This window comes from Halorubrum tibetense (assembly GCF_055396225.1).
Genome location: NZ_AP043742.1, coordinates 2,344,596 through 2,364,662, shown reverse-complemented (window position 1 = coordinate 2,364,662; position 20,067 = coordinate 2,344,596). Strand labels below are relative to the sequence as shown.

The 20,067-nt window shown below is 67.5% G+C and carries 20 protein-coding genes; 9 read left to right on the top strand and 11 right to left on the bottom strand.

Annotated elements, in window-relative coordinates; all coding sequences use genetic code 11:
* Window positions 1-27 precede the first annotated feature (27 nt).
* Together ACZ5TV_RS11805 and ACZ5TV_RS11800 are read left to right on the top strand one after the other, a co-directional pair.
* The gene (locus ACZ5TV_RS11805; protein WP_379781161.1) at window positions 28-372 is read left to right on the top strand and encodes a glutaredoxin family protein; all 345 of its coding nucleotides are present in this window, start codon (window positions 28-30) and stop codon (window positions 370-372) included.
* A gap of 182 nt (window positions 373-554) precedes the next feature.
* A complete protein-coding gene (locus ACZ5TV_RS11800) occupies window positions 555-1,124 on the top strand; it encodes a DUF7110 family protein (protein ID WP_379781163.1) in 570 nt (189 codons plus the stop codon).
* A gap of 186 nt (window positions 1,125-1,310) precedes the next feature.
* Here ACZ5TV_RS11800 and ACZ5TV_RS11795 read toward each other — a convergent pair whose 3' ends face one another.
* Complete coding sequence (locus ACZ5TV_RS11795; protein WP_379781166.1) at window positions 1,311-2,546, bottom strand: trans-sulfuration enzyme family protein; 1,236 nt, start codon at window positions 2,544-2,546, stop codon at window positions 1,311-1,313.
* A gap of 150 nt (window positions 2,547-2,696) precedes the next feature.
* Here ACZ5TV_RS11795 and ACZ5TV_RS11790 point away from each other — a divergent pair, with 150 nt between their 5' ends.
* Together ACZ5TV_RS11790 and ACZ5TV_RS11785 are read left to right on the top strand one after the other, a co-directional pair.
* On the top strand, window positions 2,697-3,413 hold the full coding sequence (locus ACZ5TV_RS11790; RefSeq protein ID WP_379781168.1) for a diphthine--ammonia ligase: 717 nt from the start codon (window positions 2,697-2,699) through the stop codon (window positions 3,411-3,413).
* Between the two features lie 111 nt (window positions 3,414-3,524).
* Window positions 3,525-3,995, top strand: a complete 471-nt coding sequence (locus tag ACZ5TV_RS11785) for a hypothetical protein (RefSeq protein ID WP_379781171.1) — start codon at window positions 3,525-3,527, stop codon at window positions 3,993-3,995.
* Between the two features lie 37 nt (window positions 3,996-4,032).
* On the opposite strand, the gene ACZ5TV_RS11780 is transcribed toward ACZ5TV_RS11785, so the two are convergent.
* Both ACZ5TV_RS11780 and ACZ5TV_RS11775 read right to left on the bottom strand, forming a co-directional pair.
* Window positions 4,033-5,286 (bottom strand): Glu/Leu/Phe/Val family dehydrogenase, encoded by a 1,254-nt coding sequence (locus ACZ5TV_RS11780; RefSeq protein WP_379781173.1) that lies wholly within the window; start codon window positions 5,284-5,286, stop codon window positions 4,033-4,035.
* A gap of 40 nt (window positions 5,287-5,326) precedes the next feature.
* Window positions 5,327-6,295 (bottom strand): HpcH/HpaI aldolase/citrate lyase family protein, encoded by a 969-nt coding sequence (locus ACZ5TV_RS11775; RefSeq protein WP_464383873.1) that lies wholly within the window; start codon window positions 6,293-6,295, stop codon window positions 5,327-5,329.
* Between the two features lie 147 nt (window positions 6,296-6,442).
* Here ACZ5TV_RS11775 and ACZ5TV_RS11770 point away from each other — a divergent pair, with 147 nt between their 5' ends.
* A complete protein-coding gene (locus ACZ5TV_RS11770) occupies window positions 6,443-6,913 on the top strand; it encodes a MaoC family dehydratase (protein WP_379782570.1) in 471 nt (156 codons plus the stop codon).
* 21 nt (window positions 6,914-6,934) lie between these two features.
* Here ACZ5TV_RS11770 and cyaB read toward each other — a convergent pair whose 3' ends face one another.
* The gene (gene cyaB / locus ACZ5TV_RS11765; protein WP_379782572.1) at window positions 6,935-7,492 is read right to left on the bottom strand and encodes a class IV adenylate cyclase; all 558 of its coding nucleotides are present in this window, start codon (window positions 7,490-7,492) and stop codon (window positions 6,935-6,937) included.
* Between the two features lie 138 nt (window positions 7,493-7,630).
* Here cyaB and ACZ5TV_RS11760 point away from each other — a divergent pair, with 138 nt between their 5' ends.
* Window positions 7,631-8,572: an FKBP-type peptidyl-prolyl cis-trans isomerase gene (locus ACZ5TV_RS11760; RefSeq protein WP_379782575.1), complete on the top strand. Its 942-nt coding sequence runs from the start codon at window positions 7,631-7,633 to the stop codon at window positions 8,570-8,572.
* 81 nt (window positions 8,573-8,653) lie between these two features.
* Window positions 8,654-8,920, top strand: a complete 267-nt coding sequence (locus tag ACZ5TV_RS11755) for a hypothetical protein (RefSeq protein WP_379782577.1) — start codon at window positions 8,654-8,656, stop codon at window positions 8,918-8,920.
* 93 nt (window positions 8,921-9,013) lie between these two features.
* On the opposite strand, the gene ACZ5TV_RS11750 is transcribed toward ACZ5TV_RS11755, so the two are convergent.
* The 3 genes from ACZ5TV_RS11750 to ACZ5TV_RS11740 form a co-directional block, all read right to left on the bottom strand.
* Window positions 9,014-9,637: an RAD55 family ATPase gene (locus tag ACZ5TV_RS11750; RefSeq protein ID WP_379782579.1), complete on the bottom strand. Its 624-nt coding sequence runs from the start codon at window positions 9,635-9,637 to the stop codon at window positions 9,014-9,016.
* 107 nt (window positions 9,638-9,744) lie between these two features.
* Window positions 9,745-10,449 carry a nucleotide-binding protein gene (locus ACZ5TV_RS11745; RefSeq protein ID WP_464383872.1) on the bottom strand — a complete coding sequence of 235 codons (705 nt, stop codon included), beginning with the start codon at window positions 10,447-10,449 and terminating at the stop codon, window positions 9,745-9,747.
* A gap of 157 nt (window positions 10,450-10,606) precedes the next feature.
* Entirely contained in the window at window positions 10,607-10,981 is a 375-nt protein-coding gene (locus ACZ5TV_RS11740) for a YlbF/YmcA family competence regulator (RefSeq protein ID WP_379782901.1), read from the bottom strand.
* Between the two features lie 163 nt (window positions 10,982-11,144).
* Here ACZ5TV_RS11740 and ACZ5TV_RS11735 point away from each other — a divergent pair, with 163 nt between their 5' ends.
* Both ACZ5TV_RS11735 and ACZ5TV_RS11730 read left to right on the top strand, forming a co-directional pair.
* Window positions 11,145-11,957 carry an endonuclease III domain-containing protein gene (locus tag ACZ5TV_RS11735; protein WP_464383871.1) on the top strand — a complete coding sequence of 271 codons (813 nt, stop codon included), beginning with the start codon at window positions 11,145-11,147 and terminating at the stop codon, window positions 11,955-11,957.
* A 69-nt stretch (window positions 11,958-12,026) separates the two neighbouring features.
* Entirely contained in the window at window positions 12,027-12,608 is a 582-nt protein-coding gene (locus ACZ5TV_RS11730) for a DUF7978 family protein (protein WP_379782905.1), read from the top strand.
* 4 nt (window positions 12,609-12,612) lie between these two features.
* Here ACZ5TV_RS11730 and ACZ5TV_RS11725 read toward each other — a convergent pair whose 3' ends face one another.
* The 4 genes from ACZ5TV_RS11725 to ACZ5TV_RS11710 all read right to left on the bottom strand — a co-directional run bounded on the left by ACZ5TV_RS11725 (window position 12,613) and on the right by ACZ5TV_RS11710 (window position 19,940).
* A complete protein-coding gene (locus ACZ5TV_RS11725) occupies window positions 12,613-13,065 on the bottom strand; it encodes an RNA-binding domain-containing protein (RefSeq protein ID WP_379782907.1) in 453 nt (150 codons plus the stop codon).
* Entirely contained in the window at window positions 13,062-13,700 is a 639-nt protein-coding gene (locus ACZ5TV_RS11720) for an AAA family ATPase (protein WP_464383870.1), read from the bottom strand. The genes ACZ5TV_RS11725 and ACZ5TV_RS11720 overlap by 4 nt, the downstream gene beginning before the upstream one ends.
* A 76-nt stretch (window positions 13,701-13,776) precedes the next feature.
* Entirely contained in the window at window positions 13,777-16,059 is a 2,283-nt protein-coding gene (locus ACZ5TV_RS11715; RefSeq protein ID WP_464383869.1) for a carboxypeptidase regulatory-like domain-containing protein, read from the bottom strand.
* On the bottom strand, window positions 16,056-19,940 hold the full coding sequence (locus ACZ5TV_RS11710; RefSeq protein WP_379779585.1) for a nuclease: 3,885 nt from the start codon (window positions 19,938-19,940) through the stop codon (window positions 16,056-16,058). Before ACZ5TV_RS11710 ends, ACZ5TV_RS11715 begins: the two co-directional genes overlap by 4 nt.
* Window positions 19,941-20,067: the final 127 nt, after the last annotated feature.

The following is a 20,067-nucleotide window of genomic DNA, read 5'->3' as shown; positions in this document are numbered from 1 at the left end:
TTGAATCGTCGTCGCGTATCCGGTGGTATGACGTTCCAACCCGACAGCGACATGGACCCGGACGCGGTCGCCGAGCGCGTGGACGAAGCGATCGCCGACAACGATGTGGTGCTGTTCATGAAAGGGAATCGGCTGATGCCGCAGTGCGGCTACTCCCAGCGGGCGATCGAGCTGATCAGCGCGCACGTCGAGGAGTTCGAGACCATCGACGTGTTGCCGGCGCTGCCCGCCTATCGCGAGGCACTCGCCGAGCACAGCGGCTGGGAAACGATCCCGCAGACGTACGTCGACGGCGAGTTCGTGGGGGGCAGCGACGTGCTAGCGGAGCTCGAGGAGCGCGACGAGCTCGCCGCCGAGCTCGGCGCCGCGTAGCCGACATCGGGTCCCAACGCCATCCGACTGGCGTCATCCGTCGGCACCACACGGTCAGTGTCACGGCCGGTGTCGTTCGAAGAGTAGACCATATAAACCCAGGTCCCGTACATGGGGTAGGTGCAGTCGGTCTCACCCGTGTCGCGACGACCGGTCCGATCCATCACCCACCCTACTAAACAATGACAGGCCGCGTGTTCCGACTCCATTCGACGCTCGAACTGCCACTCGAAGACGTAGAGACGTACTTCGACGAAGACCCCGATCTCCCACCCGAGATCGACGATATCGACATCACGCGTCGAAACAACACCCTGATAATCAAGGCCCTGTCCGACGACGAGAGCATCAGCAAGTACACGCCGACCGCCCAGCTGAAGGCGTCGGTCTCCGAGACGCGGGTGTACGAGGAGGAACCGCCGCGAGCCGGCGGCCCGCAGTGGATGGACGACGAGGAAGAAGAGATCCCCTCGGAACTCGTCGAGTTCGCCTGCTTCAAGGGCGACCGTGAGACCGTCCTCCAGAACACCGCGTTACAGTACCCGATGTTCCTCGTGCTCCGCGAGCTGGCGACGCGCGCGGAGAAAGGGACGCTGACCGCGATCACGGAGGACGACGGCGAGCTCGAAGCGACCCGGATCGTCGAAGGCGAGTCCCGCCCGGCGAGCATCGAGGTCGTCGAAAGCCCCCAAGGGGCCGGCGACGGTGACGGCGGCGTGAACTGGCGCGACAACGACTTCATTTCGGACTGATCCTCCCCACGGTTCGCCGCTCGCTGCCTGCCGCTCGTTTCTCACCGCTCGCTGTCTCCCGCTCGCCGCCTGCCGCTCGTTTCTCACCGCTCGCCGCCTGCCGCTTGCTGTCTCCCGCTCGCCGCCCGCCAACGGTCTCTGTGCGGGTCGCGGCTCTGTCGACGTCGCCGACTTCAGCGGCTGCTGTCAGTCCGAGGTCGCCGGCGAGCGCCTCGCCATCGCGTCGAACCCGCGTTCCAGGTCCGCAAGCAGGTCCGCCGTCCCCTCGATCCCCACGGAGGCGCGTATGAGAGTATCGGAGATCCCGAGCGCTTCCCGTTCCGCCGGCGACAGCGGTTCGTGTGTCATCCCCGCCGGCAGCTCGATGAGGCTCTCGACGCCACCGACCGACACCGCGAGGGTGAACTCCGAGAGTGCCTCCAGAAACCGTTTCGCGTCGTCGATGTCGCCGTCGAGCTCGAAGGAGAGTATCCCGCCGAAGCCGGACATCTGTTCGCGGGCGAGCGCGTGGTCCGGGTGGCTCTCCAGTCCCGGGTAGTACACCGCGGTGACCTCCGGACGCGACTCCAGAAACTCGGCGACCGCGAGCGCGTTCGTCTCGTGACGCTCCATGCGGGCGGCCAGAGTCTTGATCCCGCGGGTAACGAGATAGCTGTCGAACGGCGAGCTCACTCCGCCGACACCGACCTGCTGAAGGAACCGGAGCTCCTCCGCGAGCGTGTCGTCGTCGGTCACGACCGCGCCGGCGACCGCGTCGGAGTGACCATTGAGGTACTTCGTCGTGCTGTGAACGACGACATCGGCACCCAGATCGAGCGGTCGCTGGAAGTACGGGCTCGCGAACGTGTTGTCGACGCCGAAGACGGCGTCGCGGTCGGCGACGAGCTCGGCGATCCCCGCGATGTCACACAACGCCAGCTTCGGGTTCGTCGGTGATTCCATCCACACCATCGTCGTCTCGGGCCGGAGCGCCGCGGCAACGTTTCGGGTGTCGGTCGCGTCCACGTAGGTAACGTCGACGTCGAGCCGAGAGACGAAGACGTCGTCGAGCATCCGCCGAGTGCCCGCATAGAGGTCCTCGAAGGCGACGAGGTGATCGCCGGGCTCGACGACCGAGAGCAGTGTCGTGAATATCGCGGCAGTTCCGGAGGCGAAGGCGGCCCCGTGTTCTCCCCCCTCAAGCGCCGCGAGCCGCGTTTCGAGGGTGTGACGGGTCGGGTTCGAGAGTCGACCGTACACGAACTCCCCGGCGTCAGGGTCCACGTCCTCCAGTCGCATCTCGGTATCGAGTCCCGGAAGCGCGAACGTCGAGGAGAGGTGGATCGGTGAGACGACATCGCCCGCCTCGCTCCCGGTCTCGAACGGTTCTTCGCCCTCCGTCACCGCGATCGTGTCGATCGATCGTGTTGTTTTGTCGTCCATACCGGAGTCTCCGCGACCGCCGGTGTAATATATTGTCATTTTTCAGTAATAATCGGTGTTGCGGATATAACCCGCGAGGATTCCCGTCGCGTCGGTCGCTGTCCGTCGCCGGACCGCCGACGCTTTAGGGGGTCCCGACCTCCTCTCAGTATGACCGGGGACTGGGTAAGCCTCTTTTCGGGTGGGAAGGACTCCTCGTGGGCGCTGTACCGTGCGCTCGCCGACGGGCTGAACGTTTCACGGCTCCTCACGGTGCATCCCAGCGGGGACTCGTACATGTACCACACGCCGGCGACACGGCTCGCGTCACTCGCCGCCGAGAGCGTCGGGATCGAACTGATAGAGATCGAACCGGAGGACTTCGGCGCGGACGAGGTCGACGATTCGGGGGCACAGGGCGACGACGAGCTGGAGCCGATGGAGGCCGCGCTCGCCGAACTGGCCGACGACGACGCGATCGATCTCGAAGGAGTCACTGCTGGTGCCGTCGAGAGTGCGTTCCAGACGGACCGGATCCGCGGCATGTGCGACCGGCTGGGGATCGACCTGTACGCCCCGCTGTGGCAGGAGGATCCCATCGAGCTCGCGGAGGCGATGTTCGACGCGGGCTTCGAGATCCGGATCGTCGGCGTGGCCGCCCACGGGATCGACGACTCGTGGCTCGGTCGTCAGTACGACGCGGACGCCTTGGCGGAGCTCGTCGAGCTCAGGGACGCGTACGGCGTTCACCCGCTGGGGGAGGGCGGCGAGTTCGAGACGTACGTCGTCGATGGGCCACATATGGACCGACGTATCGATCTGACCTACGAGACGGTGTGGGACGGGACCCGTGGGCACATCGAGGTCACGGACGCGACGCTTCGGTGATCGAGGCGCTCGCGGCGTCGTGCTCGGACCCATCAGTGGACGGCTAACCGTCGAAGTCAGTACTGCCGCCATGTGTGTCACTTTTTATCACGTGACTCCTCGGTCCACGACATGGAGTTCGATCGGTACCGTGATGCGGTGGCGGCGAACCGACGTGAGCACGGCTTCGACGCCGTCGACGGGGGAGGGTCCGGGTTCGACCTGCTGTGGCGGACCCGCGATCATGATCCATCGGTCGGCGATGTCTCGGTGTTCGCGACGGTAGTAAACGGCTCTGGATACGACGCTGACGACCTCGTCGACACCGCCGACCGTTTCAGAGCGGTGGTCGCGCGGCGAACGGACGACCACGCGGACTCGGTGACCCGGATCGGGTACGTCGTCGTCGCGGTCCCGGATCCCGACCCCGACCTACTGTCGACGGCGACCTCCTACGTCGTTGCCGACCGCCGAAGCAACGTGTTCCCGATCATGTACGACCTCGAGGAGGAGGCCGTCCACACTCACGCCGTCCCCCGACTGAAAGGCCGAGGTATCTACCGCCGTCAGGCTACCGACGCAGAACAGCTGTTCGAGGCCTGAGCCGTCCGATAGTTCGATTTCTCCACCTGACCGCCGATCACGGCCAGTTACCGCCCTGTTCGTAGGCGTTCACGACCCGCTGGAGGGCGACGACGTACGCGGCGGTCCGGAGGTTGGGGAGATCGCGTGTCTCATACGCTTCGATCAGCCCGTCGAACGCGTCGGTAATGACGCGTTCGAGCTCCTCGTTGACACGGGCTTCGGTCCAGTGGAAGCGCTGTCGGTTCTGGACCCATTCGAAGTACGACACCGTCACGCCGCCGGCGTTCGCGAACACGTCGGGAACGACCCAAACGCCGCGCTCGGTGAGGACGTCGTCGGCACCGGGAGTGAGCGGTCCGTTTGCGGCTTCGACGACGACATCGGCAGAGACGTCTCCGGCGAGGTCGGCGTCGATCGCGTTCTCTAACGCCGCGGGCACCAGCAGGTCGACATCCATCGTCAACAGCTCGTCGTTCGTTATGGCCTCGGTCCCCTCGTACCCAGCGACGGCACCCGTCTCGGCTTTGTGGCTCTTGACCGCACGGGGATCGAACCCCTCGGGGTCGTAGATCCCGCCGCCCGAGTCCGAGACCGCGACGACTGTCGCGCCGAGGTCGTGGAGTAACGCCGCCGCGACGGACCCGGCGTTCCCGTATCCCTGAACGGCGACGGTCGCGTCCGCGAGGGTACGGCCCAGCCAGTCGAACGTCTCGCGTGCGGCCAGCGCCGTCGATCGACCGGTCGCCTCCACACGACCCGCACTCCCGCCGGAGTCGATCGCCTTCCCAGTGATCACGCCGGGGGCGGTGGTGTTCTCCAGCGTCTCGTAGGTGTCCTTGATCCAGTTCATCTCCCGCTGGCCCGTGTTCACGTCGGGCGCGGGAATGTCGCGGTCCTCCCCGATCATCGGCCGGAGCTCCGTCGCGAACGACCGGGTGAGTCGTTCCAGCTCGGCCGTCGAGTACTCCGCCGGCTCGACCTCGATCCCGCCTTTTCCGCCGCCATACGGGATATCGACGACAGCACATTTGTACACCATCCAGCCGGAGAGGGCCTTGACCTCGTCGCGAGTGACACCCGGATGATAGCGGATGCCGCCCTTGTACGGCCCCCGGTCACCGTTGAACTGCGACCGATACGCCCGGACGGTTTCGAGAGACCCGTCGTCACGCTCGAACGTCAGGTTCGTCTCCAACACCCGTTCGGGCACCTTCAGCCGCTCGAGGACGCCGTCGTCGACGTCGAGATACGCCGCGGCGTCGTCGACCTGCTCCTGGAGGCTTTCGAACGGGTTCGTGTCGTCGCTCATGGTCGGACATCCCACCCCCGCGGGTTAATCTTGGCGAATGTCATGGTTCCTCCCGGTCCGGGCCGCTCCCGTCATCGGAGCCACCCCTCGACTCAGTAGCGCGATTCCACACCCCAGCAGCGGCGGCCCGATCGGCGATCCGCTCCGCCTGCGCAAGTAGCGGGGCATCGATCATCTCCCCGTCGACTTGGAACACGCCACGGCCCTCGCGGTCGGCCCTCTCCCGGGCTGCCAACACCGACCGGGCCCACTCGATCCGCTTGGGGTCCGGCGTGAACGCCTCGTTGATCGGGTCCACCTGTGCCGGGTGGATCGCGAGCTTGCCGTCGTATCCGAGTGTCGCCGCGAACCGCGTCTCCTCCCTGAGCCCGTCTTCGTCGGAGAAGTCGGTGTACACCGTGTCTATCGCGTCGACATCGGCGGCGCTGGCGGCGAGGACGACGTGCTCGCGGGCGTGGAGCACTTCCGTCCCGTCCGCGGTCCGGGTCGCGCCGATGTCGGCGGCGAGGTCCTCCGCGCCGAACACCAGGGCGCTCGTCGCCGACGCCCCGGCGATCGACCGCGCGGACAAGACGCCCTCGGCGGTCTCGACGAGCGCGAACACCACCGGCTCGATCCCGCGGTCCCCACACAACGCCGCGACCCGGTCGACCTGCCTCGCGGACTCGACCTTCGGGAGCATCACCGCGTCGAGGCGGAGCGAACCGGCGTCGCCGCGGGGGCCGGAGTCGGGGGCGGAGTCGAGGCTCGTGTCGCGGGGAGCGCCCGAGACGAGCGCGTCGAGGTCGGCGGCGGGCTCCGTCGCCGTCAGCCGGACACACACCTCCGCGTCGGGGTCGAACGCTGGGTCGGCGAGCACCTCCCGAACCGCCGCACGGGCCGTGTCTTTCTGGTCCGAGACGACCGCGTCCTCGAGGTCGAAACAGCACACGTCCGCGGCGGTGCCGGCCGCCTTCCGCAGCAGTTCGGGTCGGTCGCCTGGCGAAAACAGGAGGCTCCGTCGGGGCATGGTCGTGGCTGTCGTGGCCGAGGGATAAATGACACGCGACCGGGCGGTGGCCCGAGTCGGTCCGCCACGGCCCGCCCCGCGCGTCCGCGGGTCATCTCCACGTGGCGGAGCGTCACGCATATGTGACCGCCCGCAAACGGCACTCCCATGCCCGGACGCTACTACGGGGAGTTCGAGGTCGGCGAGACGATCGAACACGCCCGTCGCCGCACGGTGAGCGAGTCGGACAACCAGCGCTTCTGTGATATGACGATGAACCAGCAGCCGCTCCACCTCGACTCCGAGTTCGCCGGCGACACCGAGTTCGGCGAACGACTCGTCAACGGCCTGTATACGATGTCGCTGGCGGTCGGCATCTCCATCCCCGAGACGACCGACGGCACCATCGTCGCCAACCTCGCGTACGACGACGTCGAACACCCGAACCCCGTGTTCCACGGCGACACGATCCGCGCCCGGTCGACGGTCGTCGACAAACGCGAGACGAGCGACGGGGAGCGCGGCGTCGTCACGATGCGCGTCGAGGCGTTCAAGATCGTTCCGGACGGCGACGACGTCCTCGTCTGTTCCTTCGAGCGGACGGTGCTCTCGGAGAGACGGCCCGACGCGACCGAGTGATATCGCTCGCGCCGTGAACGCTCACTCCCCGTCGAGGAGCAGTTCGAGATATGACGTTCTGACCTGATCGGCCGCGTCCAGGCCGAGTCGATCGAGGAGGTCGGCCGCCGCGTCGCGGGTCGCGTCGATGGCCGACTCGTCCTCGACCTCGCGTTCGACTTCGACGTACTCGCCCACGCCGTCGACCGCGTCGAGGGTGACGGTGAACCCGTCGAGCGACCAGTACACCCGCCGCTTCTCGACGGTCGCCGCCGGATCGAAGCCGAGCCCGTCGAGGACTCCGGCGAGCGCCTCGGCGTCGTCGACGGCCGTCTCGTGTTCCGAACGCGTTTTCGACGCCGAGTCGAGCAGCGGTCCCTTGTACGTGAGCCGGGTCGTCTCCGGCGAGTCTGTCGCCGGATCCGCGTCCGTCTCGTGTCGGATCCGCAACGCCTCGTCCGTCTCGGCGAACTCGCGGTGTGGGGCGTCGTAGTAGACGTCCCGCTGTCCGCGCCGACCCGCGCGCTCGGCACCGAGCTCCCGCAATCGGGATTCGACCGCCGCGTGGTCGGCGGGCACCTTGATCTCGACCTCGTACATGGGGGTGCGTCGCCGGCGTGGGACAAAAGCTCGGCGGGAAGCGTTCGTGCGGCTCCACCGATGGCCTTGACACAGCGGACGCGCGAGCGCTTCGAGCGGAACCGTGCGCCTTAAGAGTGTAACGAGTGATGTTCCGCTATGAGCGATCAGGAGCAGGCGGAGGCGGCCGAGAGCGCCGAGGAGACGGACGCCGACGCCGAGTCGGACGCCGAGTCGAACGGTCTGGCCGACGGCGACTTCGTCCGTCTGGCGTACACGATCCGAACCGCCGACGACGGCGAAGTCATCGATACGACCGACGAAGAGACCGCCGAGGAGGCCGAAATCGACACCGACGAGTACGATTTCGAGCCGCGCATCATCGCGCTCGGCGCGAATCACGTGTTCCCGACCGTCGAGGAGGCGCTTATCGGATCCGAAGTCGGCGATGAGGGAACCGTCGACGTTCCGGCGACGGACGCGTTCGGCGAGTACGACCCGGACGAGGTCGAGACGGTCAAGGCCGACAAGATCCCCGAGGACAGCCGCTACCCCGGCGCTCAGGTCCAGATCGACAACCAGCAGGGCCACCTCGAGACGATCATCGGCGGTCGCGCGCGCGTCGACTTCAACCACCCGCTGGCCGGCGAGGACCTCGAGTACGAGTACGAGGTGCTCGAAGCGATCGAGGACCGCGAGGAGAAGGCCGCCGGTATGCTCGGGATGTACCTCCAGGAGGCTCCCGAAGTCCGTATCGAGACCGTCGTCGAGGAGGAAGAAACGGTCACCGAGGACGAGGACGGCGAGGAGACGGTCGAGACGGAGGAGGTCGAAAAGGACGTTCTCTACGTGACGGCTACGCAGGCGATGCAGATGAACCAGCAGTGGATGTTCCAGAAACAGCAGATCGCACAGGACCTCATGAGTCGGCTCGACCTCGACCGCGTCGTCGTCGAGGAGGTCATCGAGGGCGGCGGCATGGGCGGCCTCGGCGGGATGATGGGCGGCATGGGCGGTGCCGGTGCCGGCGACATCGAGGAGGCGCTCGAGGACGTCGACGTCGACGCCGACGAGATCGTCGACGAGATCGACGACGAGTAACGCCGTCACAGACGCGTTTCAGTCACGACCACCGACGAACGGATCGACATCTTTTGTGTACCCGCGTCACCACGTTCACGTATGGAGATAGCACGCGCCCGTGAGGACCTTCTCGTCGCCGCGAGCGCGGGTGTCACGACGGTCGTCCTCGCGGTCGCGTCGAGCGTCGTCGCGACGGTGACCGTCGGCACGATCCCCGCGCTCGCACCGATCGCTGTGTATCTCGCGTACCTCTTCTCGCGGAAGGGCGGACCGTACGGTGCGTGGGACGTCCCGCGGAACTGGGCACTCGCCGCGGTCGGGGTGGGCGGGATCGTGCTCGTGCTCGGCGCGGTCGGCGTGGCGTGATCCCTGACGGGCGGACACCGATTTGGACCCCACACAGGCAGACGAAGACCGGTCCGATCCGGTCCAGCCTCTGATCAGCGGCCTTGTCCCTGATCAGGCGATGTCGCGGCTCGTGTCAACCGAGACCGTGTCGGTCAGTTTGAGTTTGACCGGTTCCTCCAACGCCGCCCCGCCACGGAACTTCGGGACGGCGAGTCGGTTCGCGATCTCCGTCCCGGTTACGGTGGTTCTGAGGTCGAAGACGACGTCGGCGATCTGTTCGGTGGCGACCCGGTTCGCGGAGGCAGTACCGCGTTTGAGCGCGTGTATCACGCCGATCGCGTTCGCTTCGTCGACACGCGACCGGAGGTCGTCGAGAAACGAACGATACCGCACCGGGTCGGAAGCCTCGAGCGGTTCGACCGAGTCGACGATCAACGTCCCGTCGCGCGGGACGGACGCGGCTCGGTCCAGCGTCTGCTTAAGCGGTGCGTCGCCGTCGACCCCCTCGATCGTCGGGTCGCCCGTACGAACGGCGGATCGCTCGAGGGCGTCGTCGACGGCGTCGGGCGATCTGACCGTCGTGAGGTACAGTGTCTCCCGAACGTGTGTGAACGTGTTCAAGAACAACTCGGACTGGCTCGCCGGCTCGGCTTTCAACACGACGACGCTACCGGCCGGGAGACCGCCGTCGAGCTCCCTATCGAGGACCGAGATCCCGGTCGGCAACCGCTCCATGCGACCCACTGGCTCCCGTGGACGTTTGGCTCTGTCGATGGCGGCGGATCGCCCGTGTCCACGTCCCCGCTATCGGTCCCGCGACCGTCGATCCCGTGACCGTCGGCTCACGCGACCCGCCAGCGTCCGTGACCGTGCTCCTCGACGAGCCGATCGACGACGGCGTCGTACGCCGACGCGACGTCCGGGTCCGAGAGCGGGTCGGGTGGTGCAGGCGGAATACGGCCGAGTACCGGACACCCAAGGAGCTCGACGATCGCGTCGGGGACCGACTGTGCTCGCGTGACGACGACGCCTATCGGCCGGCAGTCGAGCCGCCGCGCAACGGCCGCCGTCTTTGCGGCGTCGCGGAGCGCCGGTTTACGAAGCGGGGTCACCAGCACGGACCGGTCGGCCGCACGGAGCGGTGCCGCAGCGTCGGGCGCAGCCCCGGCCGGACAGTCGACGAGGAGCGGGCGCTCCGCCGGAGTCGCGCGCTTGAGCGCGTCGAACGTCCGTCTCGCGTCGACCGTTCGGGGGTGTTCGGGTGCCGCGAGGACAGTCGGCTCGGAGCGGTCGGCCGGGAGCGGGACCCCGTCGCTGGCGACCCCGTCGACACGGGCTGCGACCCCGGGCAACGCGACGTGTCCTCCGGGATTCTGTGGGGTGGACGATCGCCCGACCTGTCCGGTCGCCATCGCTGCGAGGTTCGGAAGGTCCCAGTCGGCGTCGGCGGCGACGACAGGGGCACCACGTCGAGCAAGCGCACGCGCGACCCCGACGGTCGTGGTCGTTTTCCCGGATCCACCCTTTCCACCGGCAACGGCTATCACGGAGCGAGGTGTGTCGGTATCCAATATAAACGTCCGGGCGACGGGGGCGGGAGCAGTCGCGTACTGCGGTCACGGTTCAAGCGGGTCCGAGCGGTTCGTGACCGGGCGGCGGCTCGGAGAACGGCCGCCAGGAGGACAGCAGCCCAAATCCAGACACTCAGTCCTGACAACAGCCGCCGGCTTCGCCGCCGAAGTCGACGGCAAGCGGTTCGGAAATGGCCTCGTTGACCGATTCGAGAGTGTCGGAGAGCTCGTCCTGTGCGTCGAGGAACTCCCGCATCACCGGCATCGAGTGAAGCTCCGACTGGGCCTGTTGAACACGTTTGAGGTCCGACTGGCTCGCGTCCCCGGTCCGTCTCGCCTGCATGAACTCCTCACGGATTCGTTCGAACTCGTCGATGCGCTCTTGGACGTCCTCGTCGCGTTGGACGGCCTCGCGTGCGTCCTCGAAGCGCTCGTACTCCGGCGTCCGCGCGATCTGCTCGCCGAGTTCCCGGCCGAGCTCCTCGATAGAGGCGTGTTCGACGCTCATAGATCCGATTACGGGCCGATCCGTTTCAACCTGCCGGAGGGGACGGAACGCGTGTGAGTTCACGCGGTTCTGTTCGAGGACCGTGACCCTGTGATTGTTCCGGGACCGTGACTCCGTGATCGTTCCGCGCGGAGTTTTTCACCGTTCGGGACCGATCGGACGTATGCGCGACGAACCAGCGGAAAACATCAGCGGCGGCCCGGACGGCGGCGGCGCGTACGACGAGTTCGACCCCGGCGACGGCGACTCGCGCGCGGAAGCGGTCGTTGACGAGCTCGGGGACCTGTACTGGCAGAAGGCGTACGGCGGCCGTGACGGGTTCGAGTGCCTCGTCAGGACGATCCTCTCACAGAACACCTCCGACAAGGCGAGCCAGCCGGCACACGAGTCGCTGATGGACCGCTACGGGCCGGCCGATCGGCTGGCGGAGACTCTCGCCGACGCCGCCGAGGACGAGCTCGCCGAGACGATCGCGTCGGCCGGCCTCTACAACCAGAAGTCGACGGTGATACGACGGGCGGCCGAGTGGGCGATCGAGGAGTACGGATCGACCGCGGCGTTCGACCGCTTCGTCACCGAGGGCGAACCGAGCGAGGTCCGCGACACGCTGTTGTCGGTCAAGGGCGTGGGCCCGAAGACGGCCGACTGCGTCCTCCTGTTCGCGGGCGGGCGCGGCGGCGTCTTCCCCGTCGACACCCACGTGCATCGGATCGCGCGACGGATGGGGCTCGCTCCGGCCGGCGCCGACCACGAGGGCGTTCGCGAGGCGATCGAGGCGGCGGTCCCGCCGGAGAAGTGCGGGTTCGGCCACACGGCGATGATCCAGTTCGGCCGGGAGTACTGTTCCGCTCGGAAACCCGCGTGTCTGGACGGTCCGGAAGCGTGCCCGCTCTACGGCCTGTGTGATCGGGTGGGTATCGACGAGATCGACGGAGCGGTCGTCGATCCCGCGGACGCGGTCCCCGGAGACGACTGAGGCGACGTGGGGAACGTCGGAACGGTTCGAGCCATCACCTTCTTGTATCTTCTGACAGACCTGTGTTTCATGTCCCTCGCCGACCGCTCGGACACGACGAGTCGTCTCGCCGCCGGGGCCGCCGGCGGGATCGCGGCGTACGTCCTCGGTTACCTCCTCGTGTACGTTACACAGCGTGGCGGCATAGAGGAACAGCTGGAGGCGTTCAACTTCATCGCCGACCTGTTCGGGAGTGACCCGATCCCGTCCTGGCAGGCGGTCGGCTGGGTGTTCTACAACGCCCACTTCGTCGTCACGGAGGTCCCGGTCCCGTTCGGCGGCGTCCGTTCGGAGAACTTCATCGCGGGTTCGGACGAGGGAACGCTCACGGCGCTGTACGTCGTTCCGCCGCTGTTGCTCCTGCTCGCCGGGCTGGCCGCCGGTCGGATCGCGAACGCCGATGACCCGGCAGTCGGCGCGCAGGCTGGCGCGCTCCTCGTCATCGGGTACCTCCCGCTTGCGGTCATCGGCGCGCTCCTCTTCGGCTACTCCATCGGGGACGGGACGATCGCACCGGACCTCATTACCGCCGTCCTTCTCGCCGGAGTCGTCTACCCGGTCGCGTTCGGCGCGATCGGCGGGGCGGCATCCACGCTGCTGGGCGGAGAGTAGGGCGTCAGTACGGCTCCTCGCTCGGATCGTATCGGTCGCCGTACTCCCGGATCGGGTCGACCGGCGTCCCGTCGTCGGTCTCCGGGGCGACGTAGTCGATGAACGACTCGACGTCGGGCTCGCGAACTCGAACCTCGACATCGATCTCGCCGAGCTCGTCCGGCTCCCCGACGGCGAAGTTGACGACGCCCTCGAACGCCGCCTGCTTTTTGAGCGCGAACGTGAACCCCTCCTCGGTGGCGTTCGAGCGGAACACCCGCCGGGCGGTGTCGAGGATCTCCTGTTCGTGGAGGACGTCCGAGAACGCGTCGAGCGTGTGCGCCTCCGCGACCAGCCGTCCCTCCTCGTGGACGGGCTCGGCGTCGGGGAACACGTTCGTGACCGCGTCGGTGACGCGGTCGGTCACCTCGGTGTCGTTCACCGGCGCGACGATACGGACGTCGACGCTGTAGATCACGGGCGACCACCGCCGTCGGTGGTGTCAACGGGGTCGGCGGCGTCGTCACTGACCGCGTCGCCGCCCTCACGGCCGGCGACCGCCTCCTCTGTCACCCCGAGCAGCTCGCGGATCCGGTCGTGAAACGCCGCGAGCGACCCGGTGTTGTCGATCTCGACGTCCGCCCGCTCCAGGGTGTCATCGAGTCCGAGCGCGATCTCCCGGGCGTCCCGCTCCCGCAGCGCCTCCTGGTCGGCGTCGGAGTCGTCCCGACCGCGCTCGCCGAGACGGTCGGCTCGCGTCTCGAAGGGGGCGTGTACGGCGACGAGCGTGAACTCCTCGCCGAACGCCTCGCGGAACCGCTCCAGCTCGACGGTCGAACGGAGCCCGTCGACGAGCACCGTCTCCGCGTCGTGTTCCGCCGCCGCCTCGCGGATCCGCGGGATCGACCGCTCGGCGATCGCGGCGTCGCCCTCCTCCTCGCGAAGGCGGCCCGCCATCCGCCCGTGGTGTTCGGCCGGGTCCAAGCCGCGCTCGCGGCACTCCTCGCGGATCACGTCGCCCATCACGACGACCGGGACGCCGGCCGCTTCGGCGACGGTCGCCGCCTCGCCCTTGCCGCTGCCCGGCAGGCCGACGGTACCGATAACGTTCATTACTGACGGCTACTGCCGTGGAAGACTTAGGTCTGCTGTTGGCCGGCGCGAAGAAAAACGTGTGGCTGAACGCCGGTTACAGGACCGGAGCGAGCGCTGGCGGTCCGTTGCCGTTTCCGGGCGGTCCGTTACCGGGTGAGTCGCTAGGCGGTCCGTTACCGGGTGAGTCGCCAGGCGGTCCGTTACCGTTTCCGGGCGGTCCCTCCCCGGGAGTGCCGGACGGAGGTCCGTTGCCGGGCGAGTCGTCCTCGGCGTAGGATATCTCGACGCCGTCGGTCGATCCGCCGGCGGCGACGTTCACCTTGTGCTCGTCGGTCTCGCCCCGGTCCAGCGTCTCGGCGACGATATCGTAGCTCCCGGGAGCGACCTCGCCGAACTCGAAGCCGCCGTTGGCGTCGAGCTGAACGGTTTTATCCGGGCCGAATCCGTCCGCCTCCGCCGAGAACGTCACCCACGTCCCCTCTGCGAGGGGATCACCGTCGGCATCGGTGACGACACCGGAAACGGTTCCCGGTTCGGGGGTCGGCTCGAACAGCGACAGCGCGGCCGACTCGCCGGCGCTGATGTCGACGGTGACGGGATCGCTCGGTGGCGTCCCCGCCGCCGTCGCGGTCACCTCGTAGGTTCCGGCTGCGATCCGGGATACGGTGAATCCGCCGTCTGCGTCCGTTTCGACGACTGCCGCGCCGTCGTCCCCCTCATCTCCGACCGCGTCGTACGCGATCACGACCGTCTCGGTCGCCAGCGGTTCCCCGTCAGGATCGGTCACGGTTCCGACAAGATCCGCCGTCGTCGGCGCGTCGGCGTAGGTGAACTCGGCCGTCGTGGTCTCGCCAGGATCGACCTGTACGGAGACCAGATCGGTGGTTCCGGCGGCGGTCGTCTCGGCGGACAGGTCGTACTCACCCGGTTCGATGCCCTCGATCAGGACGGTGCCGTCGGCGTCGACCTGTCCGGTACGGGGCGCGTCTAACTCCTCGCTGTCGAGCTGGACCCAGCTCCCTTCCGGGAGTGCCTCACCGTCGGCGTCGGTGACGAGCGCGTCGATCGATCCCGTCTCCGCCGCCGTGAGCGCGAGCGACACTGTCGTTTCCCCATCGATATCGACGGGTTCGGTTGCCTCGCCGACCCCTTGTGCGGTCGCGGTCAGTTCGTACGCGCCCGGTTGGGGGACGTCGACCACGACCCCGCCGTCAGCGTCGGTCGTCGCGACCGTCACGACCTCCTCGTCGGCGGTCGCGTCCTCCACACCGTCGAGCGTCAGGAGGACGTCCGTCTCGGCGATCGGCTCGCCATCGCCGTCCGTGAACGTCGTGGCAAGCGTGTCCACGTCGTCTCCCTCGACGACCATCGTCGCCGGAGCCGTGACGGCGTCGTCCTCGCCGACAAACGTCAGCGTCGGTTCGTACTCGCCGGCCTCGGGGTTGAGCAGGCCGTCGATCGTGACGGACGTCGCGCCGTCGATGTCGGTGTTGAAGACGCCGCTCAGGTCGAACGTCGCCTCGGTGCCGTCGTACTCGTCGGCGTTGACGCTGATCTCGGTTGGTTCGCTCTCGCCCGAGCGCGTCAGCGCCACGGTCACGTCGTCGTTCGTGAGCCCGTCGAAGCTGGCTCCGTCGGGGTACGTCGCGACGACCTCGTCGACCTCGCCGTCGAAGTCGATGTCGTCGAACGACCACGTGTGCGTCGAGGTGACATCCGCCGTCGCGGGATCGAGCGTCAGCGACGTCCCCTCCGCGGGATCGTCGGTGTCGCCGTCGCCATCGTTTTCGTCGTCGTCTTCGTTTCCGTCGTCGCCTTCGTTCTCGTCCCCGTCGCCGGCGACGACGAGGTCGGCCGTGACGGAGAGCTCGTCGTCGTCACCACTGAGGGTGATCGTCGGAGCGTACTCGCCGGAGCCGGGATTCTCGACCCCGTCAACGACGACCGATCCCGCCCCGACGAGATCGGTGTTGAAGCTTCCGCTCAGGTCGAACGTCGCCTCTGTCCCGTCATACGAGCCGCTGTTAACGCTGATCTCGCTCTCGTCCGGTCCCCCGGTGAGCTGTCGGACGAGCGTGACAGTCACGTCGTCGTTCGTGAGCCCGTCGAGGCTCGTCCCATCGGGGTACTCGACGGTTATCTCGTCGACCTCGCCGTCGAACTCCGCGTCGTCGAACGACCACGTGTGCGTGGACGCCGCGTTCGCGTCGGCGGGGTCGGCGTCGAGCGTGAGGTTCTCGAGCGCTGCGTCGTCGAGACCGTCCGCGCTGTCGGCGGCACCGAGCCCCGCGACACCCATCGAGACCGCGGCGACGAGCATCACGGCCGCCAGCGCGACCGCCCGGAGGCGGTCGCCGCCCTGGTCAGCGGCGCTCACGGGGCCACCACCACGGTGCCGTTGGTGTACGCTTCAACGACGACATCGAGGGTCTCTCGGTCGATCCGCCCCGCAGCCCAGTCGGCGGTCGCCCCGTCGAGCGCGTCACGGTCGATCTTCCCCTCGTCGTTCGCGATGAGTTCGAGATACGCCTGCGTCTCGGGGTCGACCCCCGCGAGCGGCCCCTCGCCGACCGGGTCGAACAGCGGGAACGCTTCGTCGAATCGGTCGGTGACCGTGATCGCCGGGTCGTCATCGAGGTTGTCGGCGTCGTCGACGACCCGATCGCCGTTGATCCGGAGGTCGGAGCCCAGTCCGGCGGCGACGTCATCGAGCTTCGACCGGTTCTCCCCGGACGCCGCGGTCGATCCGAGGAGAACGACTGCGCCACCCTCGTCGCGGTACTCGGCGAGCGCGTCGAGCTCCGCGTCGGTGTACGCGCGTCCCGGGGAGGTGAGCAACACCGCGGTCGGCTCGTCCGCCGCGGGGAGCGTGTTCACCACGTCGTTGAACTGCCGGAGCCGCGACCCCACACCCTCGACGAACCGGAGGAAGAACTGGACGCGCTCCAGGGAGAGCGACCCCTCCACGTCGAACTGGGCATGGCCGCCTTCGAGGAGGAGGTCGCCGTCGTTGTTCGAGAGGTAGCTCGCCAAGTTGTACAGGAACGGGAAGTTACCGAACCCGCTCGTGTCGACGAATCCCTCGCTCTCCTCGTACGTCTCGTTGAACAGCAATCCGCCGACCATCGCGACGCGATTGTCCTCGTCGACGCCGACGAGCGGCGGGTCCTCGTACCCGTCGAACCCGCCGGTACCGTTCTCACCGTCCTCGAAGGCTTCCTGTTGGGCGTTCTCCCCGGCGTACACCGGGACCCTATCGGCCGTCAGCGGGCCGTCCGTGGTCGTGATCGAGGAGGTCCGGGGGACGAACAGCTCCTCGTACGGCTCGTTCCGGATCGGATCGAGCGCGTCGAAGTCCGCGGCGCTCCAGACGCCGCGCCCATCCGCGAGCGCCGCCTCTTCGACGGCGGCGAACTCGTCGTGCCGCGAGAAGCCGGACGAGTACACGCGCGAGTACCCCTCCTCGACCGTTTCGAGGTTGTAGTCGGCGTCGTACTCACCCGTGTACGCGTCGTCGGGCGCATCGGCGTTGTCGGCGTCGGCGTCGAAGTCGTCCGGGTCGTAGTACATGTAACTGAGCAGGCGACCGAAGTTGCCGCGCAGGGGTTCGACCTCGTCGAACTCCATCTTGACCCGTCGTCCCTCGACGTCCGTCTCGCCGGCCTCCGCGTCCGGTGCCATCAGATCGAGCGCGAACTCCGTCGCGTTCTCGCCCCACGTGTCGAGGTGGTCCAAGTCTTCGATGCCGAACCACTCCTCCGTCTCGTTCGTCGCCGGTGGCGTCTCCGCGGTGTCGAACCCGAGATGCCGGATCACGTCGCGATAGTCGTACTCCGAGTCGAACTCCACCTCGAAGGTGTCGCCGTCGAACACCCGGACGACGCGCCCGTAGTACGCCTCGTCGCGCTGGAAGTCGATCCCGATCGAGTCCTCGCGCGCGCCGAAGTAGTCGAACGACGTGTTGAAGTTCGACGTGGCGACATCGAAGTCGCCATCGGCGGTGTTCACTTGATCGGAGTTGAACCGAAACGCCAGGTCGACCGACTCGGCGATGGCGTTCAGGTTCTCCGTTTCGTCGAAGCCGAACGCGGTGTTCCCCTGCCCGCCGAAGTCCGACTCGTCGAAGAGGAACAGCGCGCCGCCGTCCGCGAGGAACTCGTCGAGTGCATCGAGTTCGGCCCCGGAGAACGCCTCCGTGGGCGACGGAACCACGAGCCCGTCGGCCTCGTCGAGTCCCGGCGCGTCCAGCCCCGCGAACACGTCGAATCCCTCGTTGAAGTTCGTCGTCGTCGGGAGGTACGGATCGCCGGCGTTGTTCTCGAAGTCCTCGACTTGATCCGCGTTGAACCGGAAGGGGAGGTCAAGCGTGTCGGCGATGGCGTTGAGATTCGCCGTCTCCTCGTTGGCGAACTCCGACTCGTCGAGCAGGAAGAGGCTCCCGCCATCAGCGACGAAGTCGACGAGCGCGTCGAGTTCCGCGTCCGTGTACGCGTCCGCAGGTGAGGGGACGAACAGCGCGTCGCCGGGGATCTCGCCGTCGCCCTCCTCGCCGCCGTCGGCAGTGAAGAAGCCGAAATCGTCGTTGACGTTGCTCGTCCGAGGCACGAACGACGCGAAGCCGCTGTTCTCCTCGTCGACGACTTGGTCCGTGTTGAACCGGAACGCCGCGTCGACGGCCTCGGCGATCCCGTTGAGCGTGTCCGTGGAGTCTCCGCCGAAGTCGGCAGTGTCGTGGAGGAACAGGACGCCGCCGTCGTCGACGAAATCGGCGAGCGCGTCGAGGTCGTCCTCGGGGAAGCCGCCGGCGATGTCGTCGTCCTCGCTCGCCACCATCAGCAGGTCGACGTCGTCGAGGGCGGCCTCGAAGGCGATGGGGTCGGCGACGGACTCGACGTCGAACCCGCGGCTCTCGGCCACGGCCTCGAGCTCGGAGAAGTCGTCGAGCGACAGCGACTGGCCGTGGCTCTCGTCGAACAGCACCGTACCGGTTCCATCGAGGCGGTCTTCCCAGGCGTTGACGAGGAACTCGCGGTTGTCGTCCTCGCCGCTCGCGTCCGGCGCGAGCTCGGTTCCGAGTCCGACCACGCCGTCGTCGACCGCGACGAGCGGGATGTCGGCGTCGACGTCCGCGTAGTCGACGAAGCCGGTTCCCAACTCGTCGACGTTCTCCGCGGTCGGCTCCGCCCACACGGCGATCAGGCTCTCGTCGGTGAGCGGGTCGCCGTTCTCGTCCAGCAGGCTCGCCGTCGAGAAGAACTCCAGCTCGTCGACGCCGCCGACACTGTCGCCCAGGAGGTCGTCCGTCGCCTCGAACGCGTACCCTTCGCTCTCGACGGCGTCCGCGAACGCGTCGAATTTCGAGGAGTCGTAGAACGTGTCGTGTGCGTCGTCCCACACCAGCGTGCCGCTCGACCCGACGGTGTCAGCGATCAGGTTGAGCGCGAACGCCTCGTTGGCGGCCGTGAGATCGCCGTCCTCGATGATCTCCGGCGTGCCGAGGCCGACCACGTCGCCGTCGCGGGAGACGAGCGGGATCTCCTCGTCGTCGGCGTAGATGTACGCACCGTCTTCTTCGTTATCGACGTTCTCCGCCGTGTCCTCCGCCCACACCACGACGTGTTCGGAGTTCGTCAGCGGGCCGCCGCTCGGGTTGACCTGACTCGCGGTCGAGGGGAACCGCAGCGACGTGGTCCCGAGCACGTCCGTCGTCGCCGTCAGGTCGTAGCCCGCGTTCGCCGCGTACTGGTCGAAGGAGTTGTAGTTCGAGAGCGCGAGGCCGCCGAACTGGTCGTGTCCCTCGTCCCAGAGCACGGTGCCGCTCCCGCCCATCTTCTCGTCGAAGACGTTGAGGAGGAACTCCTCGTTGTCGAGGTCGAACCCGCCCTGGTCGTCGCTGACGAGGTCGACCGACCCGAACCCGACAACGGGCCCGTCCTCGGAGACGAGGGGGATCGGGTTCTCCTCGTACACGACCGTCGTCGGGCCGTCGTCCGTCGTCTCGAAGTTCACCGAGTCCGGTGGTGCCCACACTACCACCTGCTCCGGGTCCGCGAGCTCGCTCTCGCCGTCGGCCGCGATCTGGCTCGCCGGGGAATAAAACGAGACCGCGTCGAGGTCGACGTCCGTGTTCGTCAGTGCCGATACCGGTGAGAACGACGAGCCGGACGCGACCGCCGCCGTACCGAGTGCGGCACCGGTCAGCCCCAAGAACCCGCGTCTCCCGATTCCGCCGCCGTCATCTGATGGGTGATAACCCATGACATTAGCTCCGGCGATTAGTTTAAAAACTTGCTATGTTCGGTTCGTAGAAATATGTACTTACGGTTCGGTACCGGTGACGGGGTCCCGACCGGCTCGAACCACGACCGTTTTTATTCGCCGCTGC